We start from the raw sequence: 23,517 nt of genomic DNA on the forward strand, positions 1-23,517 counted from the left end.
CTATTTCCAACTCTATAGGCGGTGCAGGGCGAGAACCCCGAGGCTTGACCTCGGGGGTGAAGCCCGTCACAGGATGACACACACAACGTAATTCAACTCCACCTGTCCCAATAAATATTTTTAAATAATAACACGACCTCTAATAGAGCGTGACCGCCGTCAGGAATATTCAAGTCAAACTCGACATCCCCGAGGAACACCACCCCGTAGTGGATGCCACGTTTGACGAGTTTCGACGAGTCACCGAACCAGTCATCGACTACGGCTGGAACGACAACCCTGACGACATCATCACCAGTAAAAACCGACTCAACGACGCCACCTACCACGACATCCGCGAAGACAGCCCACTCACAGGCGGACACGTCCAATCCGCCAGAAACCTCGCAGCCACCGCCCTCTCGAACTGTAAGGATTTGCTCGAAGACGGCAAGAACACGAGCAAGCCCGAGTTCAAAGGCACGGTCGTCACATACAACTCAAACACGATAACGTACAACGACGACCACTGCACACTCTCCACGGTAGACGGACGAATCCGTGCAGAGTACGTGTTCCCACACGGGGACGAGGGAACACCGTTCGAGGCATACTGGAACGAGGATGAGTGGGAGAAGCGAGAAGCCACGCTCCACAAGCGCGACGGTGAATACTACCTCCACGTTGCCGTCGAACACGTAGAAGACACTGATTCTAGCGACGAGAAGACCGAGAACGGAGTGGTTCTCGGCGTAGACCTCAACGTAGATGGTTACCTCGCCGTCACCAGCACGGGAGCGTTCCTCGGGAACGCGGACGAGTTGAACCACAAACGAGACGAGTACGAACGACGTCGTGGACACCTGCAACAGACGGGCACTCGCTCGGCGCACCTCACCCTCCAGTCAATCGGTGATCGGTTTGCCGAGTGGAGCCGTCATCGCCTACACGACGTGTCGAACGGCATCGTCCGAGAAGCCCGCGAAAACGGCTGTACGCACATCGCGTTCGAGCGGCTAAAGTACATCTGGACACGCATCTCGAACGCCTCGAAGTTCCAGCAGTGGGCGTTCCGCGAGATCCAGCGACAGGTCGAGTACAAGGCCGAGGAGTACGGAATCGAAGTGGATACCGTCGCACCACAGTACACGTCGCAACGGTGTAGTCATGGGAAGTGTGGGTTCACACACGAGGACAACCGCGATGGTGATGAGTTTGAGTGTCTGAAGTGCGCAAAGGAGTTGCACGCAGATTACAACGCGGCGCGGAACGTCGCGTGGCGTCTCGTCCAGAACTGGCTCACGTCTGGGTCTGGACGGGCTACCAGTCAACTAGCCCTGAAGTCAGGAACGGTGAACGCGAACGGCCGTTTTAGACCTGCTGCACTCAGCAGTTAGAGCGGGAGTTCACTGACAAGCCCCGACCCTTGAGGTCGGGGTTGTTGACTGACGACGCTACGCTGACGACTCGAGCGCTCGCTCGAGGGTGATCGATACGGTCGTTCCGTCTCGGCTGTCGCCGATGTCGATCATTCCGCCACACTGCTCAAAGAGCGTTTTCGCGAGGTAGAGTTCGGTGTTCAGTCCGCCGTCGACGGCAGACCAACGATCGGTCCCGGTCAGGAACCGCCGCTGTTCGGCCGACAGCGTCGCGCCCCGACCCATGACGTGGACGGTGACGTGGCCGTCGGCCACGTCGACCGTAACGGAGATTCGTTCGGCCACGCCGTGACGACCGAGGTTCGACAACAGGTGACCGAACGCCGCTCCCAGCATCGGCGTCGCCAGAACCGTCATCGAGCTGTCATCGACGTCGATTGCCAGTGCTACGGTCGGATACGCCTCGCGAAACGCCGCCGCTTCGCTCTCGAGAATCGCCTCGAGGGACCGTGGCTCGACCGAGAGCGAGATGTCGGCGTCGCTCTCGAGAGCCATCGAAAGGTCGGCAGCCATGTCGGCGAACTCGACGACGTTTCGCGTCGCGGCCAGCATCGAGTCGAACGCCTCTCGGCCAGCGGGGTCGAGTCGGTCTTCGAGGACGTCCGCCCATCCGAGGACGACGCTGGTCTCGGTCCGGATGTCCGTTCGGATGATCCGGTTGAGGAGCGCGAGTTTCTGGTTGGTTTCCTCGAGTACTCGCTGATGGCGCTTACGTTCGATCGCGTACCGAATCGAACGGACGATGAGTTCGCCGTCGAGACACCCCTTCGTGAGGTAATCTTGCGCGCCCCGACGAATCACCTCGACGCCGACGGCGTGTTGATCGTGACCGGTCAAGACGACGACCGGCACCGCCGGGGAACGGGCGACGAACCGACTGACCGTGTCCACGCCCCGGCTGTCTGGAAGCATGAGATCGAGGAGGACGACGTCGACGTCAATGGTGACGTCATCACGTTCGGTGTCGCTTTCGATCGATCCCGTTCGTATGGTCTCGAGTGCGTCTTCCAGGCGACCGACGTGGTGTATTCGTCCGATCTCGAGGGAGACGGGATACTGGTCGGCGGCCTCGTCCCGGTTTTGCCGGTCGAATTCGGGCGTCTGGTACTCGCTCACGACCCGTTCGATCAGTCTGGCCTCGTCCTCGTTGTCCTCGACGAGCAGGACCTCGACGCCGGTTCCCCCGTTCACCGTGGTCACCGTCGCCACCCCGGCGTCGGCCGGGTGCGGTGTCGTCTTTGCGTTCGGCTCTCAAACCCCCCTCGCTTGCGCGCGAACGCGACGACCACGCGAACCGATCGACCGTCGTTCATTTTCCATCGTGTTGGTGTCGTCCAGCCTATTCTTTTCGGCTTCGTCGGTCTGCGGGAAGCCTCACGGTAACGGTCGTTCCGACATCGGGCGTCGAATCGATGGCGATCGACCCCGAGTGGTAGTCGACGATTTTCTCACAGATCGCGAGCCCCATTCCGGTTCCCGACGTCGAATCCGATCGATCGGCGCGGGTAAAGAGGTCGAAGACGTACTCGAGGTCGCCTGCCTCGATCCCGACGCCATCGTCGCAAACGGTGATATCCCAGTAGGCGTGGTCGGGGGAATCACAGTCGCAGTCGCAGGTGTAGCCACGATCACTTTCGGTGCACTCGTACTCACACTTACACGCTCGCGTCGCGGACACGCGGATCGTCGGCGGCCCGTTGGAGTACGTCAGCGCGTTCGAAACCAGGTTCTGGAACAGCCGTCGAAGCAAGTGTTCGACGCCCCAGACCGTCGGTAACTCGCCAACGACGACTGTCCCATCGCGCTCTTCGACGTCGAACCGAAGCGTCTCGATGACCTGCTCGAGCACTCGATCGCAGTCAACCGGTTCGAACTGCTCGTCGCCGTCGTCATTGCCTATCTTCGAGTACGCGAGGACGTCGGCGATCATCCCCTGGAGTCGATTCGTGTGGGCTCGTGCGACGGCGAGGAGCTCGCGATCCTCTGGATCGAGCGCATCGCCGGCCTGCCGTTCGAGCAGCGACAGATAGCCGTCAGTCGTCCTGAGGGGCGCTCGCAAGTCGTGGGAGACGGCACTAGTGAACGTCTCGAGTTCCGCGTTCGATCGCTGCAAGCGCTCGACCGTCGCAGCGAGATTGGCTTCGAGTGTACGGGTTTCTGTGACGTCGTGAACGACGATGGATCGACCGAGCGCCTCACCTCGGACGTCGGTGACCGGCGAAGACGAACAATGGAGGTGGCGCGTCACTGCTCCGTCGAGGACGAGTTCGTCCTCAATCGTTTCCGCCCCTTCGTCCGGGTCGGTGAGTCGCGTGCCCGGGAGTACCGTCTCGAGGTCGCTGCCGACCGCCGTCGATTCGTCCATCTCGAGGAGGCGTTGTGCCGACGCGTTCACGTCGACGATGCGGTCGTTTCGGTCGACGACGAGCACGCCCTCGTGGAGGGTATCGACGACGAACTCGCGGGCCACCGGCGACAGGTCCAGCAAGCGGGCGTGATAGATCCCGAAAAAGAACGCGACGCCGGCGACAGTGAAGCTGAACGGCGTCGGATCGAAATTGGTGATCGGATTGAAACCCGCGTGGTGGAGCACGTTCGTCACGACGGGGACAACCGCCCCGAGTAACAGGAGCCGGACCTGTTGTCGATAGACGGCCGGCGACCAAAACAGGAGTCGGACGAGCACCACGAGCCCGGCGACCATGAGGGCGTACCCGTAGGTCGCGTGGGCGTCGAAGGCCGGACCGAACTCCTGTCTGAAAATGAGAATCGATCCGTCAACCCTCGGCTCGAGACCAAGCGGTTCGCGGACCAGTCGGTGAACGTCGTTCGTCCAGACAAGGACGACGTAAATCACGGGGACGACAGAGAGCCCGACGATCGTCTTTCGAGTTATCCAGTGGTCGCGGCCGGTAAACTGGAGGGCGAAACAGAACCACGCAACAGGCACGATCGCGACGCCTACGTGGACGACGTTCGCCCAGAAGACCTTCGTCGCCAGATTCGCCCCCGCCAATTGCAGGGCGTACGCGCCCGCCCAGAGACTCGTCGCTCCCATGAGGACGGCGAACGCCTCCGCGCCGGCGGACTCACGATTGCGCCAGGCGTAACTCGCTAGGGATCCGGTGACAAACCCCGCCGCAAGGAGTGCCGCCGAAAACGGCGTGAACTGCCACTGCCAGCCGAACGTCGAGAACACGGATACGGCGTCTGGAGGTGCTCCGGTGTCTTAATTGCTCCCCGTCGAGCGGGATGATCGCTCTCGCCACTGTTGCTTTGGAGCTGTCTACCGGAGTCGAGTCCGCCCGGTCAACGGCCCGGAATCCGCGTTCGAACACGGCGGCTAACGTCAAGGCACGCTCGAATCACCGTCGTCTGCCGCGAGGCGCTCGCACAACCGTCGATACTCGCTGCTTTCCTTGAGGACAGTCGCCGAGTAAACGTCTTCGAGCGCGGCCCGTTTCTCCACGAGCGCGTGACGCTCGCGAACGTCGGGGTCTTCCCCGTAGCGCTCGAACTGCGTCTCGACCGTCCGTCGGACGACCTCTCTTGCGGCCGGTTTTCGGACGATGGCGTCGCACTCGAGGTCGGTGACGTCGAACGATAGGCGATCCGCCGTGAGCAACACGATCCGACACGACTCGTCGAGTGATCGGACCAGCCGGGTGACCTCGTGTGAACCGGCACCAGGAACGTACCGATCGTAGAGGACGACAGCGGGCGTAGAATCGTCGAAGTGACGGGAGATATCGTTGGCGTCGACCGCGACTCGAACCGTGTACGACGGCGCGAGCCACTGGCGGTACAGTTTGGCGAGTCGACGGTCGCTCTCAGCGACGATCACCGTCTTTCGATCAGGTTCGAAATGTCGCTCACCCCACCCGACGAGTGCGTCGAAAACGTCGTCGAGTTCTTTGCCGGCGTCGGTCAGGTCGTACTGGACGCGCAGGGGCGACTCGCTGACGACGACGCGGTCAACCAGACCGCGATCTCGCAATTCTTCGAGATTTCCGGTGAGCACCTTACTCGAAATTCCGGGGAGGTGCTCCTGGAGGTCGTTGAAGCCGAGCGGTCCGTCGGCGCGTAACACGAGGATGATCCGAGGATGCCACTTCTTCGAGAGCACCGAGAGCACTGCGAAGATCGTCTCTGATCGGCGCGCCGGTTGGGACATCGTCGGTTCTCACTCTGAGGGACGAACCAAAAATCCTGGGGTAACCCCCTCAAAAGGGACGTGTACAGGGGGCGTCGATGTATTCGACCGCGACGGATAGTATTTCGGTCCATAGGGCTCTGGTCAACTGCCTTGGGTGTCAAGCCCCGTGGCACCCGCCTCGATTATTCTGCGAATCACTAAGCGGCGACTCAGCTTGGAGATTACGTCGCTCGATGCGTCCGTTTGGACCAATCGTGACTGCAATCTCTAAGAATCCGCCGGTGACGAACCGCTTGGCCAGTCTCAGGAAGACTGCAAGACGCTGCAACCCGACGCGGCGTAGCGATTCAAGACTCCCTCAGTCCAGACCGGCCCAGTTTCACGTGGCTGGAACGTCCCATATCGAGGGAAAATTCCGCCAGGTAACTACAAATTCCAAACCGCCGTATGATCGTCTATGTCTCTTCGAGACAGACCGACAGCGACGAACCAATACAGAGAGACCCTAGTGGACAAGAGAGGGGTTGCCCGATGAGCGATCGAGAACTAACGGACTATCTCATCCTCCGTGAGATCAATCCACCGGTAACTCATGCCGAGCGTGAACGTGCCAGCGAACGGTCAATCGCGGCCCTAGGGACGGTGCGAGACAACGGCACAGGTATCGACTGGGTCGAATCGGAGATCATGACTAACGAGGACGACATGGTGACGGGAACCTTCTGTCACTTTAGGGCCGAGACGGAGGAGGCATTGTACGAGCACGCCGACTGTGCTGGGATTCCAGTGTCACGTGTCTTTCGTCGCGGATCGCCTGTAGACGGTCCGGATCGGTAGGGCTGTCGTCCACTCCGGTACAGTACTAGGCGTCAGACTCGATTGCTTCCCGTAGCGCCTTCGGATTAAAACGCTCTAATCGCGTCGCTTCGTTCCAATAGGATTCAAACAACGTCTCGGCCCACGCCCGTCCTTCCGGTGTGTCAGTATCGACGAACGCCCGAGGAGCTCCAGATACTGGGTCACGAATCCCGACGCCTATTCGGGAGTCGAAGATGACGAGCCCGAAAGGGAGGGCCTCGTGCAACCGCATTGTAAGAAACTCGCTCGCACAGAGTTCGACGCACTTCCGTGGGTAATTCTCCATGATATCCAGAGCGATATCCGGTCGCTCGATGACTTTCGTCGTCAACCCGTCGAGAACGCGTCCATGAATCTCATCCATATACGTCGGGGCGACGGCGTATGAATCGAACATCCGCAACGTCTCCGTCTCTTGCACGAGTGAGACGAACCGAGCCAGCGGTCCGAACGGATCGCCGTTGTTCGAGGTGGTAACGGTCGCGTCGAAGAATGCCTCGATCGGGCACTGTGGTTGGATGCCGGATATGACATCGAACAGTGGGGCGAGTCGGACGGTCGTCTGCATATCTGCCTCGAACGTTGCAACGACCTCCGCGACTGCCTTGCCGAACGCAGTGAGGTTGTATTCTCCGTCCGATCGCTCGATGAGGCCCTGCTCATCGAGAAAGTTAGTGTTACGATGAGCGGTCGATTTCGATATCTCGAGTCGCTGCTCCAAGGCGCGTCGATCCATTGCCCCCTCACGCAAGGCCGCGATCATCGGTGCTCGTTTCACGACCTCGATTCGGAGGTCGGGGCCCGGCGGAGCGTTTTCGTCCATGACTGTAACCATCGTTGGGCCTATACAAAGAATTCACTAGGGTGATGGTAGTGGTAATTCTCAATTCCATCAGCGGTCGTTTGGCTCCTGGAAATGCGACACCTCTCAACACCCTGATACGGCAGGTGAGACGGGTGTTGTCGGGTCGTGGTGGAGCGACCGACCCTCACGGACGCACCGAGCGTTCGGGTGTTCATTCCAGACGACCCATCGCGGGAAGTCCGAGGGGAATTACATTCGCCTGCGTCCATTCGCCCGTTTCTGGACGACACTGACAAAACGGCGAAGCCTCGGGGATTGACCCTGAGGCGGTTCACCCCAAGGGGCTTGTTCTCGAGAGGTGTTCGTTCCATGTCCATGGATTCAGACGGTGATTTGATCGATAATCAACTTCTTTCGAGACTTGGCTGGTGGGCTTTCGGGCTTGTTCTTGCAACCGTTTTAGTGTACGCACTTCGCGGATATCTCGGATGGGCTGTTTTTGGCGTATTTCTCTATTATATGGCCCGACCAGTGGCCCGACAGCTCCGACAGCGTGGGCTTTCAGAAAGTACGGCTGCAGTCATCACCCTTGGGCTCGTTATTCTCCCCTTCGTCAGTATTCTCATCGTCCTCGCTTCCATTGCTATTATACAACTTGCAACCCTCGAGGCAACTGATTTTGAACGGATTGTCGAAACGTTGTTTCCTGACGGACTCCCGGAAACGGTACCCCAGACCGAGGAGGAGGTCTACCCATTTGTGGAGGACTTCACCACCGATCCAACCGTTGGATCGATAATCGAGTGGGGAAGTGGCGTATTGGGTGCGTTCCTCACAGCAGCATACAATCTATTTATCACACTTCTTTTTGCGTTCTTTCTCGTTCGTGATGAGAGACGACTTGCTAGGTGGTTTCGATCCGATATTGTCGGTGAGGGAACCCGTGTCGACGAGTTTGCTCGAGCGATTGACAAGGGATTAAGTTCTGTGTTTTTCGGATATACCTTGACTATTCTCGCTATCATGATACTCACTGGAGTCATCTATGCGCTGCTTAATGCAATAGCACCCCCCGGACTTGCGATTCCACAGGTGCTGTTGCTAGCTATCGTCACTGGTCTCGCTTCGGTTATTCCACTTGTTGGTCGATCTATCGTGTACGCAGCTGTTGTCGTTTACCTTGCAGTGATGGCTATTCAGATTGGCCTGACGGCATTGTGGTTTCCCATTGCGTTTTACATCATCATGGGTGTCTTCTTCGATGGTATTATTCGAACGTACGTTCGGCCATCACTTTCAGGCCGAATGTTCCCAACGGGACTCGTTCTCTTCGCGTATATCCTCGGGCCACTTGCGTTCGGTTGGTACGGTATCTTTCTTGGACCGCTTTTGATGGTCGTTGCGACGTTGTTCGTGCAAACGGAGTTACCCCGGTTGCTTCACGGCGAAGCAAACTGATCGTCCAGAACTGGAGATTCAGCGAAAGCCCGGCAGCGTGGTTCGAAAATCGAAGATTTTCGTCATCACGAAAGAGCGAAGCTCTTTCGAACGAAAACGGCCGTCGGCCGTGAGCAGCCCGGAACGTGGAGGTGGGTGGGTGCGGTGGGTAGTGGGTGATCGGGCACCAGCAAAAAAAGAGAAGTCGATTGGCTACTCCCACCAGGGATCGCGCTCTGGGAACACGATTTCCGACCAGTGAGTCAGCGCGATCGAACACCGACCATTGTACCAGTTCTTCGCCGCCGCCCTGAATCGTACTCGCTCACCCTCGCGGACCATCGTCTGTCTAGATCGCTCCCAGATCGTGAACTTCGTTCGACCAGTCTCATCTTCGATCAGTCCCACCTGTTGGATACTCGGGCTTGAGGGTTCCCACAGTTCGATCACACGACCTTCGACACTGACCTCGCCTCTTCTGATTTCCTCAAGGGCCCCGATCGGCACGATTGTCCCTGCCTCGTGGTGTAGCTCCTCTTTCGTATTCATCACCGCCTCGAATATATCCGAACCCTCGAGAACCCGACTGGCGATCCGCTTCGCGATGACCGCTCGCGTGTACCCACCGTTGATGTCTTCTGACAACCGCTGTGCCTGCCGATTGACCTGTCCCAACTCCGCTCGCCCAAGTTTCTCTCGAGGATCGACTTCTTTGACTGGCCGCTGATCACGTCGTGCCTGTTCAATCACTGCTCTCGTTCGCTCCGCTCGTCCTTCCTGTCGACCGAACGCCGCCTGGACGCTAATTCGCTCGAGTTCTTCCTCTCTGGCTCGAATACGCTCTTCTTGTGCGAGGGTCACACCATAGATCCGATCCTCGCTTGTATCGACGATCCCGTCTGGGTGGTTTGCATCGACTTTCGCCTGAATCTCCATCTCCACCGTGGCCCGGAACTCTGGAGTCTCGTCGACAACGTCCTCGTGTTCCGCTCGAACCGTTTCCTGTTCATACGCCTGTTCATCGACCGAAACAACCTTGCTAACCGACTGCTTACTAGACATTGGATTTCATCCAAAGGCGCTCACTCGGCGTCTTTCCGACACCACGACTCTCCAGCCCTGGCTCTCTTCGTCGTTCAACTTTTCATCACACGCGTCTCGCTCGCGCCTTCGCAAGCGCCCGTCAGGGCGCGAGCGAGACGCGCCGATAACAGACCCGACCAGTAACGCGCGACGCTTCAACCGGAGCGAGCGTCCAGTTTTAAGCCGCTTACGGGTCTGAGCGTGAGCGAAGACCGAAAGCGCGCTTAATGCTGGCGCCGAGGCCATATTCACTTTAGCCCGGAACGGGCGCGGGCGGTGTGGAGAGCGTCCGCACGCCCGGAATGGTCGGTCGCGAGCGACGCGGAGGGCGGCCAGCGGCGAGCGGGGCGGGCCAAAGAGAAACACCGTTAAATCACTCTCGACGCTCAGTGACACAGCCAACATCCTGGCGGACCCATAAAGGGCGAGGCCGTCTCGGTCGTCCCCCGACCCCGCAAGCACCGCAGGCACGAGAGCGCAGCGGTGGTCGCGGGACGCCGAGCGGCCGAGGGCTTTCACAGGCGGTCGAGGCAGATGCCCCGAGGCTTGACCTGGGGGAGGAAGCCGACACGTGGGAATCAGACCACGCAACAAAGACAACCCGACTCCCCCACGAAACACGGACCTTTTTTAGACAACACTCTATAATGTGAAGTAGATGGTGGACGACGCTCCGCGCCGCACGGTACTCATCAAACTCGATGTGTCCAGCGACCGCGAAGCCGACCTCCACCACACTAAAAACCAGTTCCTCGACTGCGCCAACCAGACGAGCGAATGGGCGTGGCGATACGACGATTACTGCATCACGTCGAAAAATAAAGCCGAGAACGCACTCTACAACGACCTCAAAGAAGAACACGACCTCACGGCCAACCTCGTCCAGAAAGGCATTCGTCGTGCTATCGAAGCCGTTGATTCAGGCGTGGACAAGTTGAAGAAAGGAGAGAAGACGAGTCAACCCGTTTTCGAGTCGTGGAGCGTCGTGTACGACAAGCGTAGTGCAACGTTCAACGCTGACCACGCCACGCTCTCCACGATTAACGGTAGAGTCAAAACTGACTACGTGTTGCCACCTGAAAACGAGCGTGAAGACACGCCGTTTGGTCGCTACTATGAGAACGATGAATGGGATGCGTCTCACGCCACGCTCCAGTACGATGAACACAGTGAGGAATTCTACCTGCACGTCACGGTGAAACAACCCCGTGGTGACAACGAAGAACGCCAAGAAGCCACGTCACATGGTGAAGGTACCGAGAACGGAGTGGTTCTCGGCGTTGACCTGAACGTGACTGGCGCGTTCGCCGTCACTTCTACCGGCAAATTCGTCGGTAGCGCCGATTACCTCACCCACAAACGCAACGAGTTCGAGAAACGTCGAGGTCGCCTGCAACAGACAGGCACGCGCTCGGCGCACTTGACTATCCAAAGAATTGGGAGCAAGTTCAGTGATTGGTCGTTGGACTGGCTCCACAACTGTGTGAACGAGTTACTCGAAGAAGCCGAACGAGTCGGCGCAGACAGCATCATCTTCGAGAACCTGAAACACATCCGCGAGAACATTGCGAACGGGTCGAAGTTTCAGCAGTGGGCTTACGCGAAGTTCGTTGAACTCGCGGAGTACAAGGTCGAAGACCGTGACTTGTTCGTTGATTTCGTGAGTCCAGCGTACACGTCCCAACGGTGTTCGTGCTGTGGGTTTACCCACGAGGACAACCGCGACGACAAAGCGTTCGTGTGTCAGCAGTGTGGGTACGAGGCGAATGCGGATTACAACGCGGCGAAGAACGTTGCCGTGCGGTATTGCGGGTATATTCATCGCGGGCAGAAGTCTCGCGGTGGATGGGCTGCGTGTCAATCAGCCCTGAAGTCAGGGACGTTGAACGTGAACGGCGATTTCAACGCCTCCGCTTAGGAGCGGCAGAACGGGAGTCCACTGACAAGCCCCGACCCTTGAGGTCGGGGTTATTGACTTTGTACGTTCCCGTCTCGATGGCGTCCGTCGAGTGTTGCAAAATACCGAAATCATTTATATATGGGTTCGCTAGTATGCAACAGCATGCTCACAGAAGGCGAGGTTCGCGCCCTTACTGCCCTCCACGGTGAGCAGACGGTCTCTGAACTCGCAACGAATCTCGATCGGAGTCTCAGCTACACCTCCGAACTCGTTGAACGGCTCGAAACGGCTGGCCTAGTCGAGACACGCCGACAGGGGAAAACAAAGCAGATTCGACCGTCGGGCGCAAAGGCACTCGAGTTACTCACGGACCTCACGCAGCAGTATTCACACATCGACTGGCCGGAGCTGTTGTCAGGTGCAACCCTCCGTGTATGCTACTACCTCGATACCCCACGGACCGTGACCGATCTCTCACGCCACGCCGACGTCCACAGAAGTACCGTCCACCGAGCGCTTGCCCCACTTCAACATCGTGGAATCGTCTACCAAACCGACGACGGCGCGTACACACTGAATGACGGCTTCGAACAGCTGAGTACATTCGCTCGTGAGCTTGCCCATCATGTTCACCGCCAGACTGCCGAAGAACAGACCGACACCTACACCATTCTGTGGGAATCCCTCGACGAGTTCATTGTCCAGACGACGACTGAGATCATCGAGGAACACTTCATTCCGACAGGGCCAGACCAATTCCAGCGATATGACCTCCCGCTGTTGGCACGTGACCGTCGATACTACCTCTATTCGGAGACGACGAGTGAGCTCTCCCCGGAGATGTTGTGCTGCCACATGCTCGTGATCGATTCGGGCGCACGGGCTCAGTCATACTGTCTGCTCCTGCTCAGTCACGTCGACATCGACCGCGACGTGCTCCGAGCCCATGCCACCAAGTACGACGTCGAAGATGCCGTCGACGAGCTTTGCACGTATCTCGACACCAGCGGTGACCAGCGGACGTCTCGACTCCCTGAGTGGGAGGACTTCCAGGAACTGGCTGAAGAGTACGAGGTGACGCTATGAGGGCGCGGTTCGATAGCGCATACATTCGCTCAGAACTCGAGCGCATCGGCCAGCAGCTGGACAACCCGCTCACCGTCTTCTTAATTGGCGGGGGATCGATGGCGTTTCGCGGTCTCAAAGAGACGACCAAAGATATCGACCTCATCGTCTCCTCCGGCGACGATTTGCGTCAGCTACACGCGGTGCTCCTCGAATTGGGATACAATATCGTCCGGGAACCGGACGAAGAGTACGAAGAACTCGGTGCCCAGCGAATCCTCGAGAACGATGATGGATGTCGAATCGACGTCTTCAACCAGCAGGTGATCGGCAAGCTGATTCTGGCTCCAGGCATTCGTGAGCGGAGCGAACGCTATCTCGACCCGGGAAATCTCGTTGTCGAGCTCGTGAGTCCAGAAGACATCTTCCTGTTCAAAGCGGTCGCCGGTCGGGTGGACGACATCGAGGATATGTTTTCGCTGATGCAGACCGGCCTCGAGTTCGACGTCGCCGAAGCGGAACTCGAGACGCAGGTCGAACTATTGGATCAGGAATTGTTCGTGACGTACGTGAGCGAAGCGTTGACCGATCTCACCGAAAAGCACAACGTGACGACACCGTTGCACGACCCCGTTGCGAAGATTACCGAGCGCGTCTACGAGGAACTCGAAGTGCTTCACGCCCTCAATGAACCGAAACCAATGCTCAACCTCCAGCAGGAACTCGAGTACTCCAGGGCTGAACTACAGGAGATCGTGAGTCGTCTCGAAGAGAAAGGCGCCGTCAGAGAAAACCATGATCGCGTTGAGCGTCTTTCGACAACGATCTGACGGCGAGGAATTCAGGAGTCTGTGAGTAACGCCTACGAGATATGGGTTCTGAAGACCCACAGATTCGTATCAAGATCCTTCGCCTCCGATCCGTACACCCGCCCGGACGCCTCCTCACGCCCTTTTTGACGGCCTGATCAAGATTATTCGAATTACTCGTTCTCGAGTGCCGCATAGATCTCGGCGTGGCGGCGTCCGTCGAGTCTCCCCATCTCGAGGGTAATCTCGTGGCGTTCCTCGTCGTTTTCGGCCGCCTGGTAGCGCTCGTACAGTTGGCTGACTTCGTCGTCGACTGCCTCCGAATGAGTACTGTTGGCCATCACCGGTCACGCAGCCGATCTCGAGCGGCCGCAAATCGAACGGGATCTGTATCCCCAGCAGCAGCCATCTCGTTTGCTGACTGGAGTTGGGAGTCGATGAGGCGATTCTGCTGGCGTGACCACTCACGATCGTCGTGCGTCTGAACGTACTCGGCCCAGCGCCTGATCATCGCACGCCGTTGCTCCGTGTTCCGGCGTTGGTCGTCCTCAAACTCTTGTGAGTTCAGCATAGTAGTCCTCAACTCCAAGCTCTTTAACGTACGTTTCGAGCTGCTCCGTGTTAAATCGTTCCTCGAAGAGAACGTAATCCCCGAGCGAAGCTGAAGGTTGAGCCGCCCGATTTGACACCAGTGGAACCGCAATCGGTTCTGACTGGCCGTCAGATCGCATGGCATTCTCACGCCATCAACGGGTCCTGCCAGGGATTGTTTCGAGTACGAGATGCGTCGTGATCGAAAGCCTCGTCTCGAAACGCTTCTGAGGGCGACACAGCGGATACCGCGTCAGGACCCGACACTCGGGAGAAAGTGACCGGTCTCTCGTCGGACACCACCTAGGAGGATCACAGCCGCGATGAGTGGCATGGCCGCACAGCAGAAATATACGGGCCAAAAACCAACGGTCTCGACGATCGGAAGTGTGACAACGGGCCCAAACCCACCGCCGATATCCCCGAACACGTTGTTCGTCCCCACGGCACGACCCATCTCGCCGTCGACGACGAGGTCGCCTAATAGCGCCATCAGTGGCCCGCTTGTCCCGCCCTGTCCGAGCCCGATGCATACGCAGGCGATAGCCAGGGTAACCACAGAATCCGCGAGTGCGAGCAACAGGAATCCGATTGACGTGACGCCCAGAAACAGGAGCAAAATGGGGACTCGTGACTGAGTCCGGTCGCTGACGTACCCACCGAGATACATCGACAGGCCCGCAGCGACAACGGTGAGGCCCATAAACAGGCCCGAAGAGCCCTGGGCATCGAATCCAAAGACGCTGAGTTGGTTTCGATCAAGGAACAGGACGAGCGTCGCGAACAGCGCTCCGATGTAGACGAACAGTACGGCGAAGTTCACGAGGCCGACCGTGACCGCGGGGAGACTCGTATTGATGTCCCACGGCTTGACCGACTGATTCACTCCTCCTTCAATGTGTGTTTCGGGCACCGTCTGGTAGGCGATGGCGCTGGCGAGAAACGCGAAGACAGTAGCGACCGCGAACGCGACGACGTTCCCGGCGAGTTCGCTGACGAGGCCGCCGAGTACCACGCCCGTTGGAAATCCGAAAAGCACCCCGCCTCTGATGAGCCCCATATTCGATCCGCGTGAGCTACCGTCGCTGATGTCGTCGGCTATCGTGTACGCGGTCGCGAAGACGAGCGCGCTCCCGACGCCCCACAGGAGGCGGGCAGCCATAAACCACACTTCGGGAAGTGGTGCGAGCATTGCGATAACGTAGCCGAACGTGGAGATTCCCTGGATGAACATGCCGATGACGAACGGTTTTCTCGTCCCGAATCGGTCCACGAGACTCCCGGCCGGTGCGTTCGCGAACAGTCGTGAAAATCGATTCGCGCTCAAGATAAGCCCGACGAGAAACGGGGAGATCCCGAGAACAGCACCCAGATTCGGCAAGATGGGGAAGATCACGCCACCGCCGAAGCCGATGAAAAACGTGCTGACGATAACCGACCCGAGAACAAGTCGCCCCTCGTTTTTCACCTCTGGGAGCCGAATATTCACATTCGAGACGGTCGTTCCTGAACGCCTTTAGTATGACCATTCCAGAGTCGTAGGACTAGGCGGGAAGCGCTCCGTTCCTAGCCTGATTCCTCTTTCACAGGGATATGGCCTGCCTTCTTGAACGCTCGCGTTGACAACTCGGCTTTGCTGCGTTACGTAGAGATTCCCAACTGACGGCGTGTATCCATGGCGTAACGCCATGATCTTGCGCCTGATCCGCCATAACCCGACGAAGCACGGCGATTAACTAGAGTCAAATGATCTGGTGAGTTCAGTTAACATCGACGTTTCAGCTGTTCTCACTCAATCCTCACAACCGGCTCGTCCTCAACCTCCACTGTAATCGTGTGACCTGCGTATGGAAATTCTATCCGGCCAACTCGGGCAGTCCCACTAATGGTTGGAGAAAAGATTGACTCCAGTGCATCTGGTTCGACGACGTCATAGAGTGGTGGAAGCTCTAGTGGGTCCGTGCCTTCAAGAGCGGCCACTCCGTCTACGATCTGTTCGCGTATCTCATGGCTCTTGCTCGCAAGAGACTGAGTCATTGATACTACGAGCCACAGCACTCTGGTAATACTTTTCGATATTATTGTTACCAGCAGTTATGGGCTCGGAGTAACTCCATTTTGAGTGGTGTTAACGCGTGACTCGTCGAAAGTTATCTCCTCGCCTCGGTTTGTTTCAGTTGCGTCTGCTCACCGGTGTACGATTGTTTAGTCATCAGCATTTGAACGGGTTTGATTATGAACGATCATAGATTTTCATCGCAAAAATATTGAAGAGGTTGTGGTTGCTATAGACTAGCATGACACCAAAACTCATGCTCAAGCCAGTAGACGATGTGCCCGCTGACTCCCGTGTTTGCCACTATGACGAACTAGAAGAAGGTGCAAAGGAGGAGTTTCCGACCCTTACAGAGTCAACTGGTGCTTCTGTCGATTGTTCAGTTGCAGATGGACTCCAGGGATGTGACCTCGTGAAGTACACGAACTACTACGAGGTCTCCGTCAGCTAATCGACATACTGTGATTCCCACTCCCGTCGCTCCTCAATTGCTCGCTCTCCGGAGTCCGTGATCACGTAGTAATTCGTCCGCCGGTCTAGCTGGCCCTTTTCGACTAACTCTTTGTTGACTATCGTATCGAGATTCGGATACAGCCGCCCATGATTGATGTCGCTACTGTAGTACTGCTCCACCTCTTCTTTGACATCCTGGCCAGATGGCTGGTCGGCACCGGCGATGACGTATAGGAGGTCTCGTTGGAACCCTGTGAGGTCGTCCATCTCAAGGGACAGTCCAACACATGATATGTTTGTTATATCCGGCGTATGAATTGTTAGGGGAATTGGTCGTACTTGTGGGCTTTCTCCTCGAATCTGTGTAACGACGCTACCACCAGAAGCTCAACACGAAGGGGCAGTTCTCGATATCGCTGGTGAAGCGATCGAACTCTGTGAATCCGCATATCTGCCTGAAGTTACACAGTCTCGCAAAGAGTCTGCACAGGAGCGTCTCGATCGTCTCTCGACACGAGTATCCGAGCGAGGCTGACCAAAGACCAAAGTAGCGTCAACGCGAATGTCAACGCGAGATGGGAACGGCTGATGAGCAGATCCGTGTGAGTAACACAGTGAAACGCGAACTGGAGAAACGGAAGCGCAAAGGCGAGAGTTACAACGATGTCCTTGAGCGTGTGCTCGGCGAGAATGTCATGGGCGACTTCTACGACGGATTTGGCCGCTGGTCCGATGAGGAATCTCAGAGCGTCCGTGAGGCGCGCCAGAAAGCCAAAGAGAAGCGGAAAAAACGGATGCGACGACGGGCAGACAATAGCGCATGAAGGTCCTTGATGCGTCGTTTCTGATCGACTATCTGGATGGTCTTGAGGAGACTCGCGACTTCTATGAATCCGCAGGCGGTGCTGATGTCCGCTGGGTGATGCCTGTCCCAGCGTACGCAGAGGTCCTTGTTGGTGAAGGGAATCTTCCGAACGGGGACGTCGATGGGGCTCGTGCAGACCTCTCCTGGGCCGAAGTCTACACTGTTGATGAGCGAACGGCAACAATTGCGGGCGAGGTCGCAGACGAAATCGCGCCTGGAGGTCCCTACCTCGATGGACCAGACGCGCTAATTGCAGCCGTAGGCCGCGAACTGGACGCGCCTGTCGTCTCTGGAGACGGAGATCTCACTCATGCAGAGACGAAAAAAGTCATCCAGGTCGAAGAGTACAAAAACTGATACACCACTCTTTTCCAGATTATCTTCGTTCCTATCCGCGGGAATTGATTACCCCACGATCGGTTAGAAATTTCACTCGTGGGGTAACCACATGGGAGATCAGAAATCGAGGACCACTGGCAGTAACGACGACTACTCGTCCAAATAGCTGCGTTCCCTACGGAGGTCAGCTTCGCCGCCACAAACGTTGTATCCGTGTTCGGAGTGATGCAGGGAAGAGGTCGAAGGTTTAGGATTCCTCTTCAGTAAGTAGTGAGCGGGCTCGCTGGACGTAGCTATTCGCGTCCCAACTTCGGGCAGCGCTGATGTCGTCGAGGAGTGTGAGTGCTTCATTGGATGTCAACTGATCAGTTCGAACAAACACTGAGAGTAGTGTTGGTGTCGTCACGAGTCGTGTATCGGCTAGAGATGCGTGGATCAGACCGAGGCAGTTGAATTCATCGCAGAGAAACAGCGTGGCATCAATATTGTTTGCAAGAGTGACTGCAGCGTTCTCACCATCGTCGAGTGGGAACTCAGCATCAAGATCAACTGACTGCACCGTCATCTCGGTGGTTTGAGCAAGAACCGTGCTAGCGGCTTGACCGTGGTCGTCATCGTACGAGGCAATCTCCTGTAGTTCCTCGACGACCATCTCTGGTACGAGTACGTCGTGGATATTCAGACATAGCGAGAGTGGATTTGGATTGGAGTCCGCGGCGATTCCGAGACTCACCAGTGCGGATGTGTCTGCTACTAATCTCGTCATCTATAGCTCGGCAACCTCGTCGACGAAGCCTTCGTCAAGCTGTTGTTTCAACACACGGAGGTTGGCGGCTTCCTCTGCCCCGACAAGCGCTTTGAGTTGCTCGTAGCTAATCTCGTCGTCGTAATAGGCAGCAGCGATTTCCTGGGTGAGTGCGTCGTCGTGAGCGGCGTCTTGGAGATACTCACGAAGCGCTGTCACGAGGATGTCTGTTCGATCTTCTCCAAGGACCGCAGCGAGTGCGTCAGCCCGGTCAATGAGTCGGTTGGGGGCCCGAAACTGCACGCGCTTTTTGTCGGTACTCATTATGTGTACATTGTGAGCCAACGCACTTAGCCGTTGTCGTGTGTACAATGTGAGCCCAAATGGGTTCGTAGGAAGGACGAAAAATGGCACCGCACGTCAATTGCGCCGCCACAATCGCTGCATCCGTGTTCGGAGTGATGACGAACCCTCATCTTTCTCGGAAGCTGTCTCAATGGTTCCCTCGAGGTCGTCCTCCTGTTGTTCAACGATTGGTCGCAACTGCTGGCGCTCTGCTGTGAGCTGTTCGATCTGGTCACGTTGGTCAGCAATGGTCTGCTCCAACTCGTCGATACGGGTCTCGAGAAGGTCGTTCTTTTCTTCGAGGTACACCCGATCAATCCCTATCGAGTCCGGTTCCGCGATACCACCTTCGAGAGTAGAAGCAGTATCGGTGTCAGTAGTAGCAACACCTACTGACGTCTCCACAGTAGACGTTGTCGGCTCGTAGAAGTCATCCGTCACAGCAATTGCGCGCTCGAGGGTCTTCTCTCCGTATGTCGATCCATCGGCGTGGTGGACGTCGTCCCATTTCCCTCGGATGAGCCCTGATTGTCGAAACAGCCGATCCATCTGTACGCGATTCCCACCCGTCCAGAACGCAAGCATACAACATAGTGCCATATCAGCTTCTGACTGGCTGTCGTATCCACTAGTATTCCCTCGCCACAGCTGATCGAACTTCTCCCCGTTGCCCGCCGAGCGGCCTTTCTCGAGAAGGGCTGAATCCTCGAGGCCGAGTACCTGCTTTTGTGGTGTGTCTTCGCTCTGGTTAATGTCGACGACAGCGTCTTCGTCATCGTCAGCTTCAGCGACGAACTCTTCGTGGATAGCCTCGAGGGCGTCTTGGCGTTCGTTGATCACCGTCGGTGTGCCACGCACGTGCTCCGCTGTGACGGTAAAGAAACGAGACTGATCGTACATCTCGATCCCACCTCGACGGTTTCGTCCAGGTGGGAGTTCTCCCTGAACGAGGACGTGATATCCCGTTCCCGACGGGGAGACCTCGGTGTATGAGTCCAGGTGCTTGACGATCTCCTTTGCCTCTTTGTCTGGTCGGCCAGTCTCTGGATCACGGCATTTGTCCAGGTCGATCCCAACGAGCGGATCGGTGCTCGTAAACACGAATCCGATTCCATCTGCTCGAGCAGATGCTTGATACTCGAGGGCTGTCTCGAGGTCGGGCCCCCGCGTTGCACAAGCTTTCCGTCGGGCACAGTCATCACAGGCATGGGAACGCGATCACGGCGGGAGTCAGCCGACGAGACGGTCATGCTCACCCACAAGGGCGAGTGGTACGTCGCGACTGACGAGACGACCGGGATCGCCAGCCAGGGCGAGACGAAAGCCGCCGCCCTCGAAAATATCGCCGAGTCGCTTGAGTTTCACGGGCGTCCGGTGCCGGCAGACGCTGGTAACTTGGAGTCGTCCTCGGCACCGTGACTCGACTGATTTCACTTTCACCTTTCTAAGGTGTTCCCTTGGCTTTGTTGAACTCCACGCAGCTTGACAGCTTTTAGTATCTGTGCTGAATACAGCGCGCGAGTCTTGCACGACGGTTCGGGCGAGGTAATCAAGATCAGTTAATCGAGGAACGGCACATATCGAATTTGAAGCCACGCTACAGAGGCAAATCTACGGAAGTTCCGAGACTAGTTTGAGCGCAATTGGAATAGCTTCAGCACCGTATTCAATTCGTTCGTATGCTTCTGGGGAACTCATTCCGGGACCGATTATACCGAACGTCACAGGAGTGTCACGGTTGAGGCTCACATCACTTAGTTTGGAAGCCGCCGTACGAGCGACAACCTGATCATGGTCGGTATCACCCGTGATTACAGCACCCAACACGGCGACTGCGTCGATATTCTCTCGGCGTGCAAGCCGATCAGCTGCCAGCGGAGTGTCGTAGACTCCCCGAACGTAGACTGTTTCCGCGAGTTCGGCCGTCCGACTATCGAGCTTTTCAAGTGCCACTGCTTCCATCTCTTCAGCCAACTCCTCGTAAAATTGTGTGATGACTAATCCAAGCGATGTCATTGCAGTTTTTGACTTACCGTAACCCCATATATTCGTTATGGATAACAAATTTGTTATACAGTAATCAAATGACAGGAGATATGCTGCGTTACCAGTTGCAACCGAACACCTGATTCATCCGAATCGACGTGCAATCAATGATGGCCAACTGCTGAATCCATCCTCTGGGCCTTGTTTGAACGCGTGATTTCACGGGTGTGAGTCCTCTATTGTGCGTTCGATGTTGCGGACGGCGGATTTCATGACAAGTTCACGGTATTGACTGAACCAGGTTCTTGACCAGAGCGTATCGCCGTATCTGCATCGGAGTCCGAAAAACACCGATTCAGCGTTCGATCGCTGGTTATACGCCCGATCCTTGATGAGCAAATTTTTCGCCCACCCCCGCATTCCAGGGTCTCGCTTCGGAATCAGCGGCGTGATACTTTCTGGACGCAACCTCGTGCGAATCTCTTCCCAGTCGTAGCCCTTATCGGCAGCGACAGTCGCCAACTCGTCGAGATTCCGCACTAGCACCTGCCAGCCGACCTGTATATCGTGCGGTTATTTCATCGAGCAGTGTTTATCGAGAATCACACTAGTTTCACAATTGATAAGCAGCGTCGTCTTCACCGCCTCAAACGTATAGTCCGTCCGTTTTGTATAGTGCTGGCTGGCCTGGACGCGATCGACACCGGTTGCGTCGATCGCCTGCACATCACCGAGATCATACAGTTCGACGGACTGATCAAGGATCGCTCGCCACCGCTTCATCGGAATCGCCTGCTTTCGCGTACACACCGTCGAGAAGTGTGGGACCGTTTCAGGCATCAATCCGAGTGATTTCGTCACTCTCGGCATCTCGCGGAGGACGTCCATCAGCTTCCGGTACGGATGGCCGAGATACTCTTTCAATCCCTGAACGGCGAGAATCAGCCAGTCAGCGTAACCTTCTTCTCCCGGACGGTAGGCCGGTGCTGGCGTTCCAACGACGGCTTTTTTGGGCGAGCGATACGACCATCTCTGTGAAGCGGGAGGCCTTCGTGTGCACAACGAACCCGTCCCGCATCACTTCCTAGTAGATTTGGTATTTTCTCCGAGCTACTAGCACGGCGATAAGAATTCGATCAGCTCTACACTGCTAACGTTTGAGCGTCTAAACAAGGCCCAGAGGATGGATTCAGCATGACCAACGTCATGGACGCACACTGTTACCGAGATGGGGCCGCTCATCCCCTATCCGTTCTTTAATTCGACTCGAAGAGCGTGATAGGGAATCGTGTCAATATTTTCGACTGCATGGGGGGGCTCTGGCTCCATCCATTCGGTCTCTGGTGGGGATCGCTCTGCGGTCTCATTTGCTTCTCGTTCTGGTGATTCGAATGCGACGTTCTCATCTTCATCGTAGTATCGTATTCGAGCCGCTCGATCAACGAGCATCACGCTCGGCCACCGGTGGGTGTGCATCGGCTCCTTTTCGCCGGGTAGAATGACGACTTCAACGACACGAACCTGTTCATTCTCCATTAGAACGATATGCGAGTCGGGGGCCGCCGTAACTGCGTCGAGTGATTGGGGCCACGGCCAGTCAGATGAATCGTCCACCATATTTGTTTAGATAATTGAAAGCATTACAAGTATTACGATTACAAAAGAGTGTATAGCGGTTGACTAGCGGAAGAGTGGATGACCGATACGCGGCTTGTATCTTGCAAAGACTCAGCAAACTACCGAATCACTGTCAGAAACGGTATGCAAGATACAGAGCATGAGTGCAGTACAACGGCTCTGTTTGTTTCACGCCGAGGACGATGAACCGTCTGCTCACTATACGTGCGAACCTAACGCCGTTTCTTCCATCAGCTAATATAGATGTAGAGAGAATCATGCTGAATACAGGGTTCGTATCTCGCATTAAAAGGACGTTCAAAACGAATGCTCCGGTTCGCTCAATCAGACGGCTCACCGAGCGTCCAGATGCGAATTGAACAGGTCTGGTGGGCCATCGAGGGACTCGGATGTTACTTTGAAACGTAGTTCTCATCGAGAGCGACGACTTCGTTCCGTTTCCGATCGACGAAGAGCGCATCCTGCCATTCACTCTCGTCGGAATCCGTCGCATCCGTATCGTCTTCAAGAGCTTCGAGTCGGGCGACGGTATCGAATTTGGCCGCAGAGAGCGATTCGTGACACCGCTCGCCGATTGCCTCGATTTTGTGTCGTGCTCCACCCGGCACGTAGACGAACTCCATCGGCCCGATTTCGAGCGTTTGATGGCTTCCATCTCCCCGTTCGAGGGTATATCTGGCTCGCCCGTCGAGACACAGATTTACCTCGTCGAGACCCGGGGCGTGTGTATGCCAATCGATCTTTTCGGGGGGCTCCATCTCGAAGTAGAGTAATCTGAACTCGTTCGTTCTGATAACCAGTGGAGTACTCCGAACACCTTCGGAATCCGTATCCTCGGAGTGCTCAGTCCCGATCTTGTACATTGTTTGGTCGGGAAGGTGAGTTCGGGAAAGTTCCTCGGGGGTCAGTTCTGATTTAGGAACCTCGTCCTTTACCATAACTGACCGTTATGTAGAATGACCTTATAC

The 23,517-nt window shown here is 56.6% G+C and carries 26 protein-coding genes and 3 pseudogenes; 11 read left to right on the top strand and 18 right to left on the bottom strand.

All coding sequences use genetic code 11. The features are described from left to right. Positions 1–149: 149 nt before the first annotated feature. Positions 150–1,376, top strand: coding sequence for an RNA-guided endonuclease InsQ/TnpB family protein (locus NGM29_RS19610; RefSeq protein ID WP_254160811.1), 1,227 nt, complete (start codon positions 150–152; stop codon positions 1,374–1,376). Positions 1,377–1,433: 57 nt separating this feature from the next. On the opposite strand, the gene NGM29_RS19615 is transcribed toward NGM29_RS19610, so the two are convergent. From NGM29_RS19615 to NGM29_RS19625, 3 genes are all read right to left on the bottom strand, one after another. Further along, positions 1,434–2,618: an ATP-binding response regulator gene (locus tag NGM29_RS19615; protein WP_254160813.1), complete on the bottom strand. Its 1,185-nt coding sequence runs from the start codon at positions 2,616–2,618 to the stop codon at positions 1,434–1,436. A gap of 139 nt (positions 2,619–2,757) precedes the next feature. Next, positions 2,758–4,617, bottom strand: a complete 1,860-nt coding sequence (locus tag NGM29_RS19620; protein ID WP_254160815.1) for a sensor histidine kinase — start codon at positions 4,615–4,617, stop codon at positions 2,758–2,760. 150 nt (positions 4,618–4,767) lie between these two features. Then, the gene (locus tag NGM29_RS19625) at positions 4,768–5,592 is read right to left on the bottom strand and encodes a winged helix-turn-helix transcriptional regulator (RefSeq protein WP_254160818.1); all 825 of its coding nucleotides are present in this window, start codon (positions 5,590–5,592) and stop codon (positions 4,768–4,770) included. Positions 5,593–6,105: 513 nt separating this feature from the next. Here NGM29_RS19625 and NGM29_RS19630 point away from each other — a divergent pair. Further along, on the top strand, positions 6,106–6,411 hold the full coding sequence (locus NGM29_RS19630; protein WP_254160820.1) for a nickel-binding protein: 306 nt from the start codon (positions 6,106–6,108) through the stop codon (positions 6,409–6,411). Positions 6,412–6,436: 25 nt separating this feature from the next. Here NGM29_RS19630 and NGM29_RS19635 read toward each other — a convergent pair whose 3' ends face one another. Then, positions 6,437–7,255 (bottom strand): helix-turn-helix transcriptional regulator, encoded by an 819-nt coding sequence (locus NGM29_RS19635; RefSeq protein ID WP_254160822.1) that lies wholly within the window; start codon positions 7,253–7,255, stop codon positions 6,437–6,439. Between the two features lie 351 nt (positions 7,256–7,606). On the opposite strand from NGM29_RS19635, the gene NGM29_RS19640 reads away from it, so the two are divergent. Further along, positions 7,607–8,695, top strand: coding sequence for an AI-2E family transporter (locus tag NGM29_RS19640; RefSeq protein ID WP_254160824.1), 1,089 nt, complete (start codon positions 7,607–7,609; stop codon positions 8,693–8,695). Between the two features lie 192 nt (positions 8,696–8,887). Here NGM29_RS19640 and NGM29_RS19645 read toward each other — a convergent pair whose 3' ends face one another. After that, positions 8,888–9,736: a DNA-binding protein gene (locus NGM29_RS19645; RefSeq protein ID WP_254160826.1), complete on the bottom strand. Its 849-nt coding sequence runs from the start codon at positions 9,734–9,736 to the stop codon at positions 8,888–8,890. Positions 9,737–10,418: 682 nt separating this feature from the next. Between NGM29_RS19645 and NGM29_RS19650 the strand changes: the two genes are divergently transcribed. From NGM29_RS19650 to NGM29_RS19660, 3 genes are all read left to right on the top strand, one after another. Beyond that, positions 10,419–11,675 (top strand): RNA-guided endonuclease InsQ/TnpB family protein, encoded by a 1,257-nt coding sequence (locus NGM29_RS19650; protein ID WP_311136856.1) that lies wholly within the window; start codon positions 10,419–10,421, stop codon positions 11,673–11,675. Between the two features lie 144 nt (positions 11,676–11,819). Next, positions 11,820–12,743: an ArsR family transcriptional regulator gene (locus NGM29_RS19655; RefSeq protein ID WP_254160830.1), complete on the top strand. Its 924-nt coding sequence runs from the start codon at positions 11,820–11,822 to the stop codon at positions 12,741–12,743. Then, a complete protein-coding gene (locus NGM29_RS19660) occupies positions 12,740–13,552 on the top strand; it encodes a DUF6036 family nucleotidyltransferase (protein ID WP_254160838.1) in 813 nt (270 codons plus the stop codon). The genes NGM29_RS19655 and NGM29_RS19660 overlap by 4 nt, the downstream gene beginning before the upstream one ends. Before the next feature lie 152 nt (positions 13,553–13,704). Here NGM29_RS19660 and NGM29_RS19665 read toward each other — a convergent pair whose 3' ends face one another. The 5 genes from NGM29_RS19665 to ddfA all read right to left on the bottom strand — a co-directional run bounded on the left by NGM29_RS19665 (position 13,705) and on the right by ddfA (position 16,159). After that, entirely contained in the window at positions 13,705–13,872 is a 168-nt protein-coding gene (locus tag NGM29_RS19665; protein ID WP_254160840.1) for a hypothetical protein, read from the bottom strand. Continuing rightward, the gene (locus NGM29_RS19670) at positions 13,872–14,102 is read right to left on the bottom strand and encodes a DUF8150 family protein (protein ID WP_254160842.1); all 231 of its coding nucleotides are present in this window, start codon (positions 14,100–14,102) and stop codon (positions 13,872–13,874) included. The genes NGM29_RS19665 and NGM29_RS19670 overlap by 1 nt, the downstream gene beginning before the upstream one ends. Then, positions 14,080–14,262, bottom strand: a complete 183-nt coding sequence (locus tag NGM29_RS19675) for a hypothetical protein (protein ID WP_254160844.1) — start codon at positions 14,260–14,262, stop codon at positions 14,080–14,082. The genes NGM29_RS19670 and NGM29_RS19675 overlap by 23 nt, the downstream gene beginning before the upstream one ends. 113 nt (positions 14,263–14,375) lie before the next feature. Continuing rightward, entirely contained in the window at positions 14,376–15,590 is a 1,215-nt protein-coding gene (locus tag NGM29_RS19680; protein ID WP_254160846.1) for an MFS transporter, read from the bottom strand. Between the two features lie 320 nt (positions 15,591–15,910). Continuing rightward, positions 15,911–16,159: a DdfA family disk-determining factor gene (ddfA, locus tag NGM29_RS19685; RefSeq protein WP_254160848.1), complete on the bottom strand. Its 249-nt coding sequence runs from the start codon at positions 16,157–16,159 to the stop codon at positions 15,911–15,913. A 260-nt stretch (positions 16,160–16,419) separates the two neighbouring features. On the opposite strand from ddfA, the gene NGM29_RS19690 reads away from it, so the two are divergent. After that, positions 16,420–16,629 carry a DUF7979 domain-containing protein gene (locus NGM29_RS19690; protein WP_254160850.1) on the top strand — a complete coding sequence of 70 codons (210 nt, stop codon included), beginning with the start codon at positions 16,420–16,422 and terminating at the stop codon, positions 16,627–16,629. Here the strand turns inward: NGM29_RS19690 and NGM29_RS19695 are convergent. Beyond that, positions 16,626–16,898 (bottom strand): PadR family transcriptional regulator, encoded by a 273-nt coding sequence (locus tag NGM29_RS19695; RefSeq protein WP_254160852.1) that lies wholly within the window; start codon positions 16,896–16,898, stop codon positions 16,626–16,628. The genes NGM29_RS19690 and NGM29_RS19695 overlap by 4 nt on opposite strands. 97 nt (positions 16,899–16,995) lie before the next feature. On the opposite strand from NGM29_RS19695, the pseudogene NGM29_RS21350 reads away from it, so the two are divergent. From NGM29_RS21350 to NGM29_RS19705, 3 genes and pseudogenes are all read left to right on the top strand, one after another. Then, positions 16,996–17,166: pseudogene (locus NGM29_RS21350) on the top strand (DUF3006 domain-containing protein); the annotation flags it as partial. Between the two features lie 40 nt (positions 17,167–17,206). Then, a complete protein-coding gene (locus NGM29_RS19700; RefSeq protein WP_254160854.1) occupies positions 17,207–17,455 on the top strand; it encodes an antitoxin VapB family protein in 249 nt (82 codons plus the stop codon). Then, entirely contained in the window at positions 17,452–17,853 is a 402-nt protein-coding gene (locus NGM29_RS19705; RefSeq protein ID WP_254160856.1) for a PIN domain-containing protein, read from the top strand. The genes NGM29_RS19700 and NGM29_RS19705 overlap by 4 nt, the downstream gene beginning before the upstream one ends. Before the next feature lie 229 nt (positions 17,854–18,082). Here the strand turns inward: NGM29_RS19705 and NGM29_RS19710 are convergent, their stop codons facing one another. From NGM29_RS19710 to NGM29_RS19720, 3 genes and pseudogenes are all read right to left on the bottom strand, one after another. Continuing rightward, the gene (locus tag NGM29_RS19710; RefSeq protein WP_254160858.1) at positions 18,083–18,601 is read right to left on the bottom strand and encodes a PIN domain-containing protein; all 519 of its coding nucleotides are present in this window, start codon (positions 18,599–18,601) and stop codon (positions 18,083–18,085) included. Continuing rightward, the gene (locus tag NGM29_RS19715; RefSeq protein WP_254160860.1) at positions 18,602–18,904 is read right to left on the bottom strand and encodes a hypothetical protein; all 303 of its coding nucleotides are present in this window, start codon (positions 18,902–18,904) and stop codon (positions 18,602–18,604) included. Between the two features lie 96 nt (positions 18,905–19,000). Continuing rightward, positions 19,001–20,083 (bottom strand): annotated as a pseudogene (locus NGM29_RS19720) (phage NrS-1 polymerase family protein); the annotation flags it as partial. Positions 20,084–20,131: 48 nt separating this feature from the next. Between NGM29_RS19720 and NGM29_RS19725 the strand changes: the two are divergent. Next, positions 20,132–20,344, top strand: a complete 213-nt coding sequence (locus tag NGM29_RS19725; RefSeq protein ID WP_254160864.1) for a type II toxin-antitoxin system HicB family antitoxin — start codon at positions 20,132–20,134, stop codon at positions 20,342–20,344. Between the two features lie 192 nt (positions 20,345–20,536). On the opposite strand, the gene ribH is transcribed toward NGM29_RS19725, so the two are convergent. From ribH to NGM29_RS19745, 4 genes and pseudogenes are all read right to left on the bottom strand, one after another. Next, positions 20,537–20,941 carry a 6,7-dimethyl-8-ribityllumazine synthase gene (ribH, locus tag NGM29_RS19730; RefSeq protein WP_254160866.1) on the bottom strand — a complete coding sequence of 135 codons (405 nt, stop codon included), beginning with the start codon at positions 20,939–20,941 and terminating at the stop codon, positions 20,537–20,539. 189 nt (positions 20,942–21,130) lie between these two features. Then, positions 21,131–21,989: pseudogene (locus tag NGM29_RS19735) on the bottom strand (IS5 family transposase). A 167-nt stretch (positions 21,990–22,156) separates the two neighbouring features. Beyond that, on the bottom strand, positions 22,157–22,528 hold the full coding sequence (locus NGM29_RS19740; RefSeq protein WP_254160868.1) for a hypothetical protein: 372 nt from the start codon (positions 22,526–22,528) through the stop codon (positions 22,157–22,159). Between the two features lie 413 nt (positions 22,529–22,941). Further along, positions 22,942–23,487, bottom strand: coding sequence for a cupin domain-containing protein (locus NGM29_RS19745; RefSeq protein WP_254160870.1), 546 nt, complete (start codon positions 23,485–23,487; stop codon positions 22,942–22,944). Positions 23,488–23,517: the final 30 nt, after the last annotated feature.

It is taken from the genome of Natronosalvus rutilus, assembly GCF_024204665.1.
GTDB classification, from domain to species: Archaea; Halobacteriota; Halobacteria; order Halobacteriales; family Natrialbaceae; genus Natronosalvus; species Natronosalvus rutilus.

Excerpts from the sequence above, each read along its gene's own strand:
- NGM29_RS19625 (WP_254160818.1), bottom strand. The coding sequence starts at position 5,592 with ATGTCCCAACCGGCGCGCCGATCAGAGACGATCTTCGCAGTGCTCTCG.
- NGM29_RS19630 (WP_254160820.1), top strand. The coding sequence starts at position 6,106 with ATGAGCGATCGAGAACTAACGGACTATCTCATCCTCCGTGAGATCAAT.
- NGM29_RS19635 (WP_254160822.1), bottom strand. The coding sequence starts at position 7,255 with ATGGACGAAAACGCTCCGCCGGGCCCCGACCTCCGAATCGAGGTCGTG.
- NGM29_RS19640 (WP_254160824.1), top strand. The coding sequence starts at position 7,607 with ATGTCCATGGATTCAGACGGTGATTTGATCGATAATCAACTTCTTTCG.
- NGM29_RS19645 (WP_254160826.1), bottom strand. The coding sequence starts at position 9,736 with ATGTCTAGTAAGCAGTCGGTTAGCAAGGTTGTTTCGGTCGATGAACAG.
- NGM29_RS19655 (WP_254160830.1), top strand. The coding sequence starts at position 11,820 with ATGCTCACAGAAGGCGAGGTTCGCGCCCTTACTGCCCTCCACGGTGAG.
- NGM29_RS19660 (WP_254160838.1), top strand. The coding sequence starts at position 12,740 with ATGAGGGCGCGGTTCGATAGCGCATACATTCGCTCAGAACTCGAGCGC.
- NGM29_RS19665 (WP_254160840.1), bottom strand. The coding sequence starts at position 13,872 with ATGGCCAACAGTACTCATTCGGAGGCAGTCGACGACGAAGTCAGCCAA.
- NGM29_RS19670 (WP_254160842.1), bottom strand. The coding sequence starts at position 14,102 with ATGCTGAACTCACAAGAGTTTGAGGACGACCAACGCCGGAACACGGAG.
- NGM29_RS19675 (WP_254160844.1), bottom strand. The coding sequence starts at position 14,262 with ATGCGATCTGACGGCCAGTCAGAACCGATTGCGGTTCCACTGGTGTCA.
- ddfA (WP_254160848.1), bottom strand. The coding sequence starts at position 16,159 with ATGACTCAGTCTCTTGCGAGCAAGAGCCATGAGATACGCGAACAGATC.
- NGM29_RS19690 (WP_254160850.1), top strand. The coding sequence starts at position 16,420 with ATGACACCAAAACTCATGCTCAAGCCAGTAGACGATGTGCCCGCTGAC.
- NGM29_RS19695 (WP_254160852.1), bottom strand. The coding sequence starts at position 16,898 with ATGGACGACCTCACAGGGTTCCAACGAGACCTCCTATACGTCATCGCC.
- NGM29_RS19700 (WP_254160854.1), top strand. The coding sequence starts at position 17,207 with ATGGGAACGGCTGATGAGCAGATCCGTGTGAGTAACACAGTGAAACGC.
- NGM29_RS19705 (WP_254160856.1), top strand. The coding sequence starts at position 17,452 with ATGAAGGTCCTTGATGCGTCGTTTCTGATCGACTATCTGGATGGTCTT.
- NGM29_RS19710 (WP_254160858.1), bottom strand. The coding sequence starts at position 18,601 with ATGACGAGATTAGTAGCAGACACATCCGCACTGGTGAGTCTCGGAATC.
- NGM29_RS19715 (WP_254160860.1), bottom strand. The coding sequence starts at position 18,904 with ATGAGTACCGACAAAAAGCGCGTGCAGTTTCGGGCCCCCAACCGACTC.
- NGM29_RS19725 (WP_254160864.1), top strand. The coding sequence starts at position 20,132 with ATGGGAACGCGATCACGGCGGGAGTCAGCCGACGAGACGGTCATGCTC.
- ribH (WP_254160866.1), bottom strand. The coding sequence starts at position 20,941 with ATGACATCGCTTGGATTAGTCATCACACAATTTTACGAGGAGTTGGCT.
- NGM29_RS19740 (WP_254160868.1), bottom strand. The coding sequence starts at position 22,528 with ATGGTGGACGATTCATCTGACTGGCCGTGGCCCCAATCACTCGACGCA.
- NGM29_RS19745 (WP_254160870.1), bottom strand. The coding sequence starts at position 23,487 with ATGGTAAAGGACGAGGTTCCTAAATCAGAACTGACCCCCGAGGAACTT.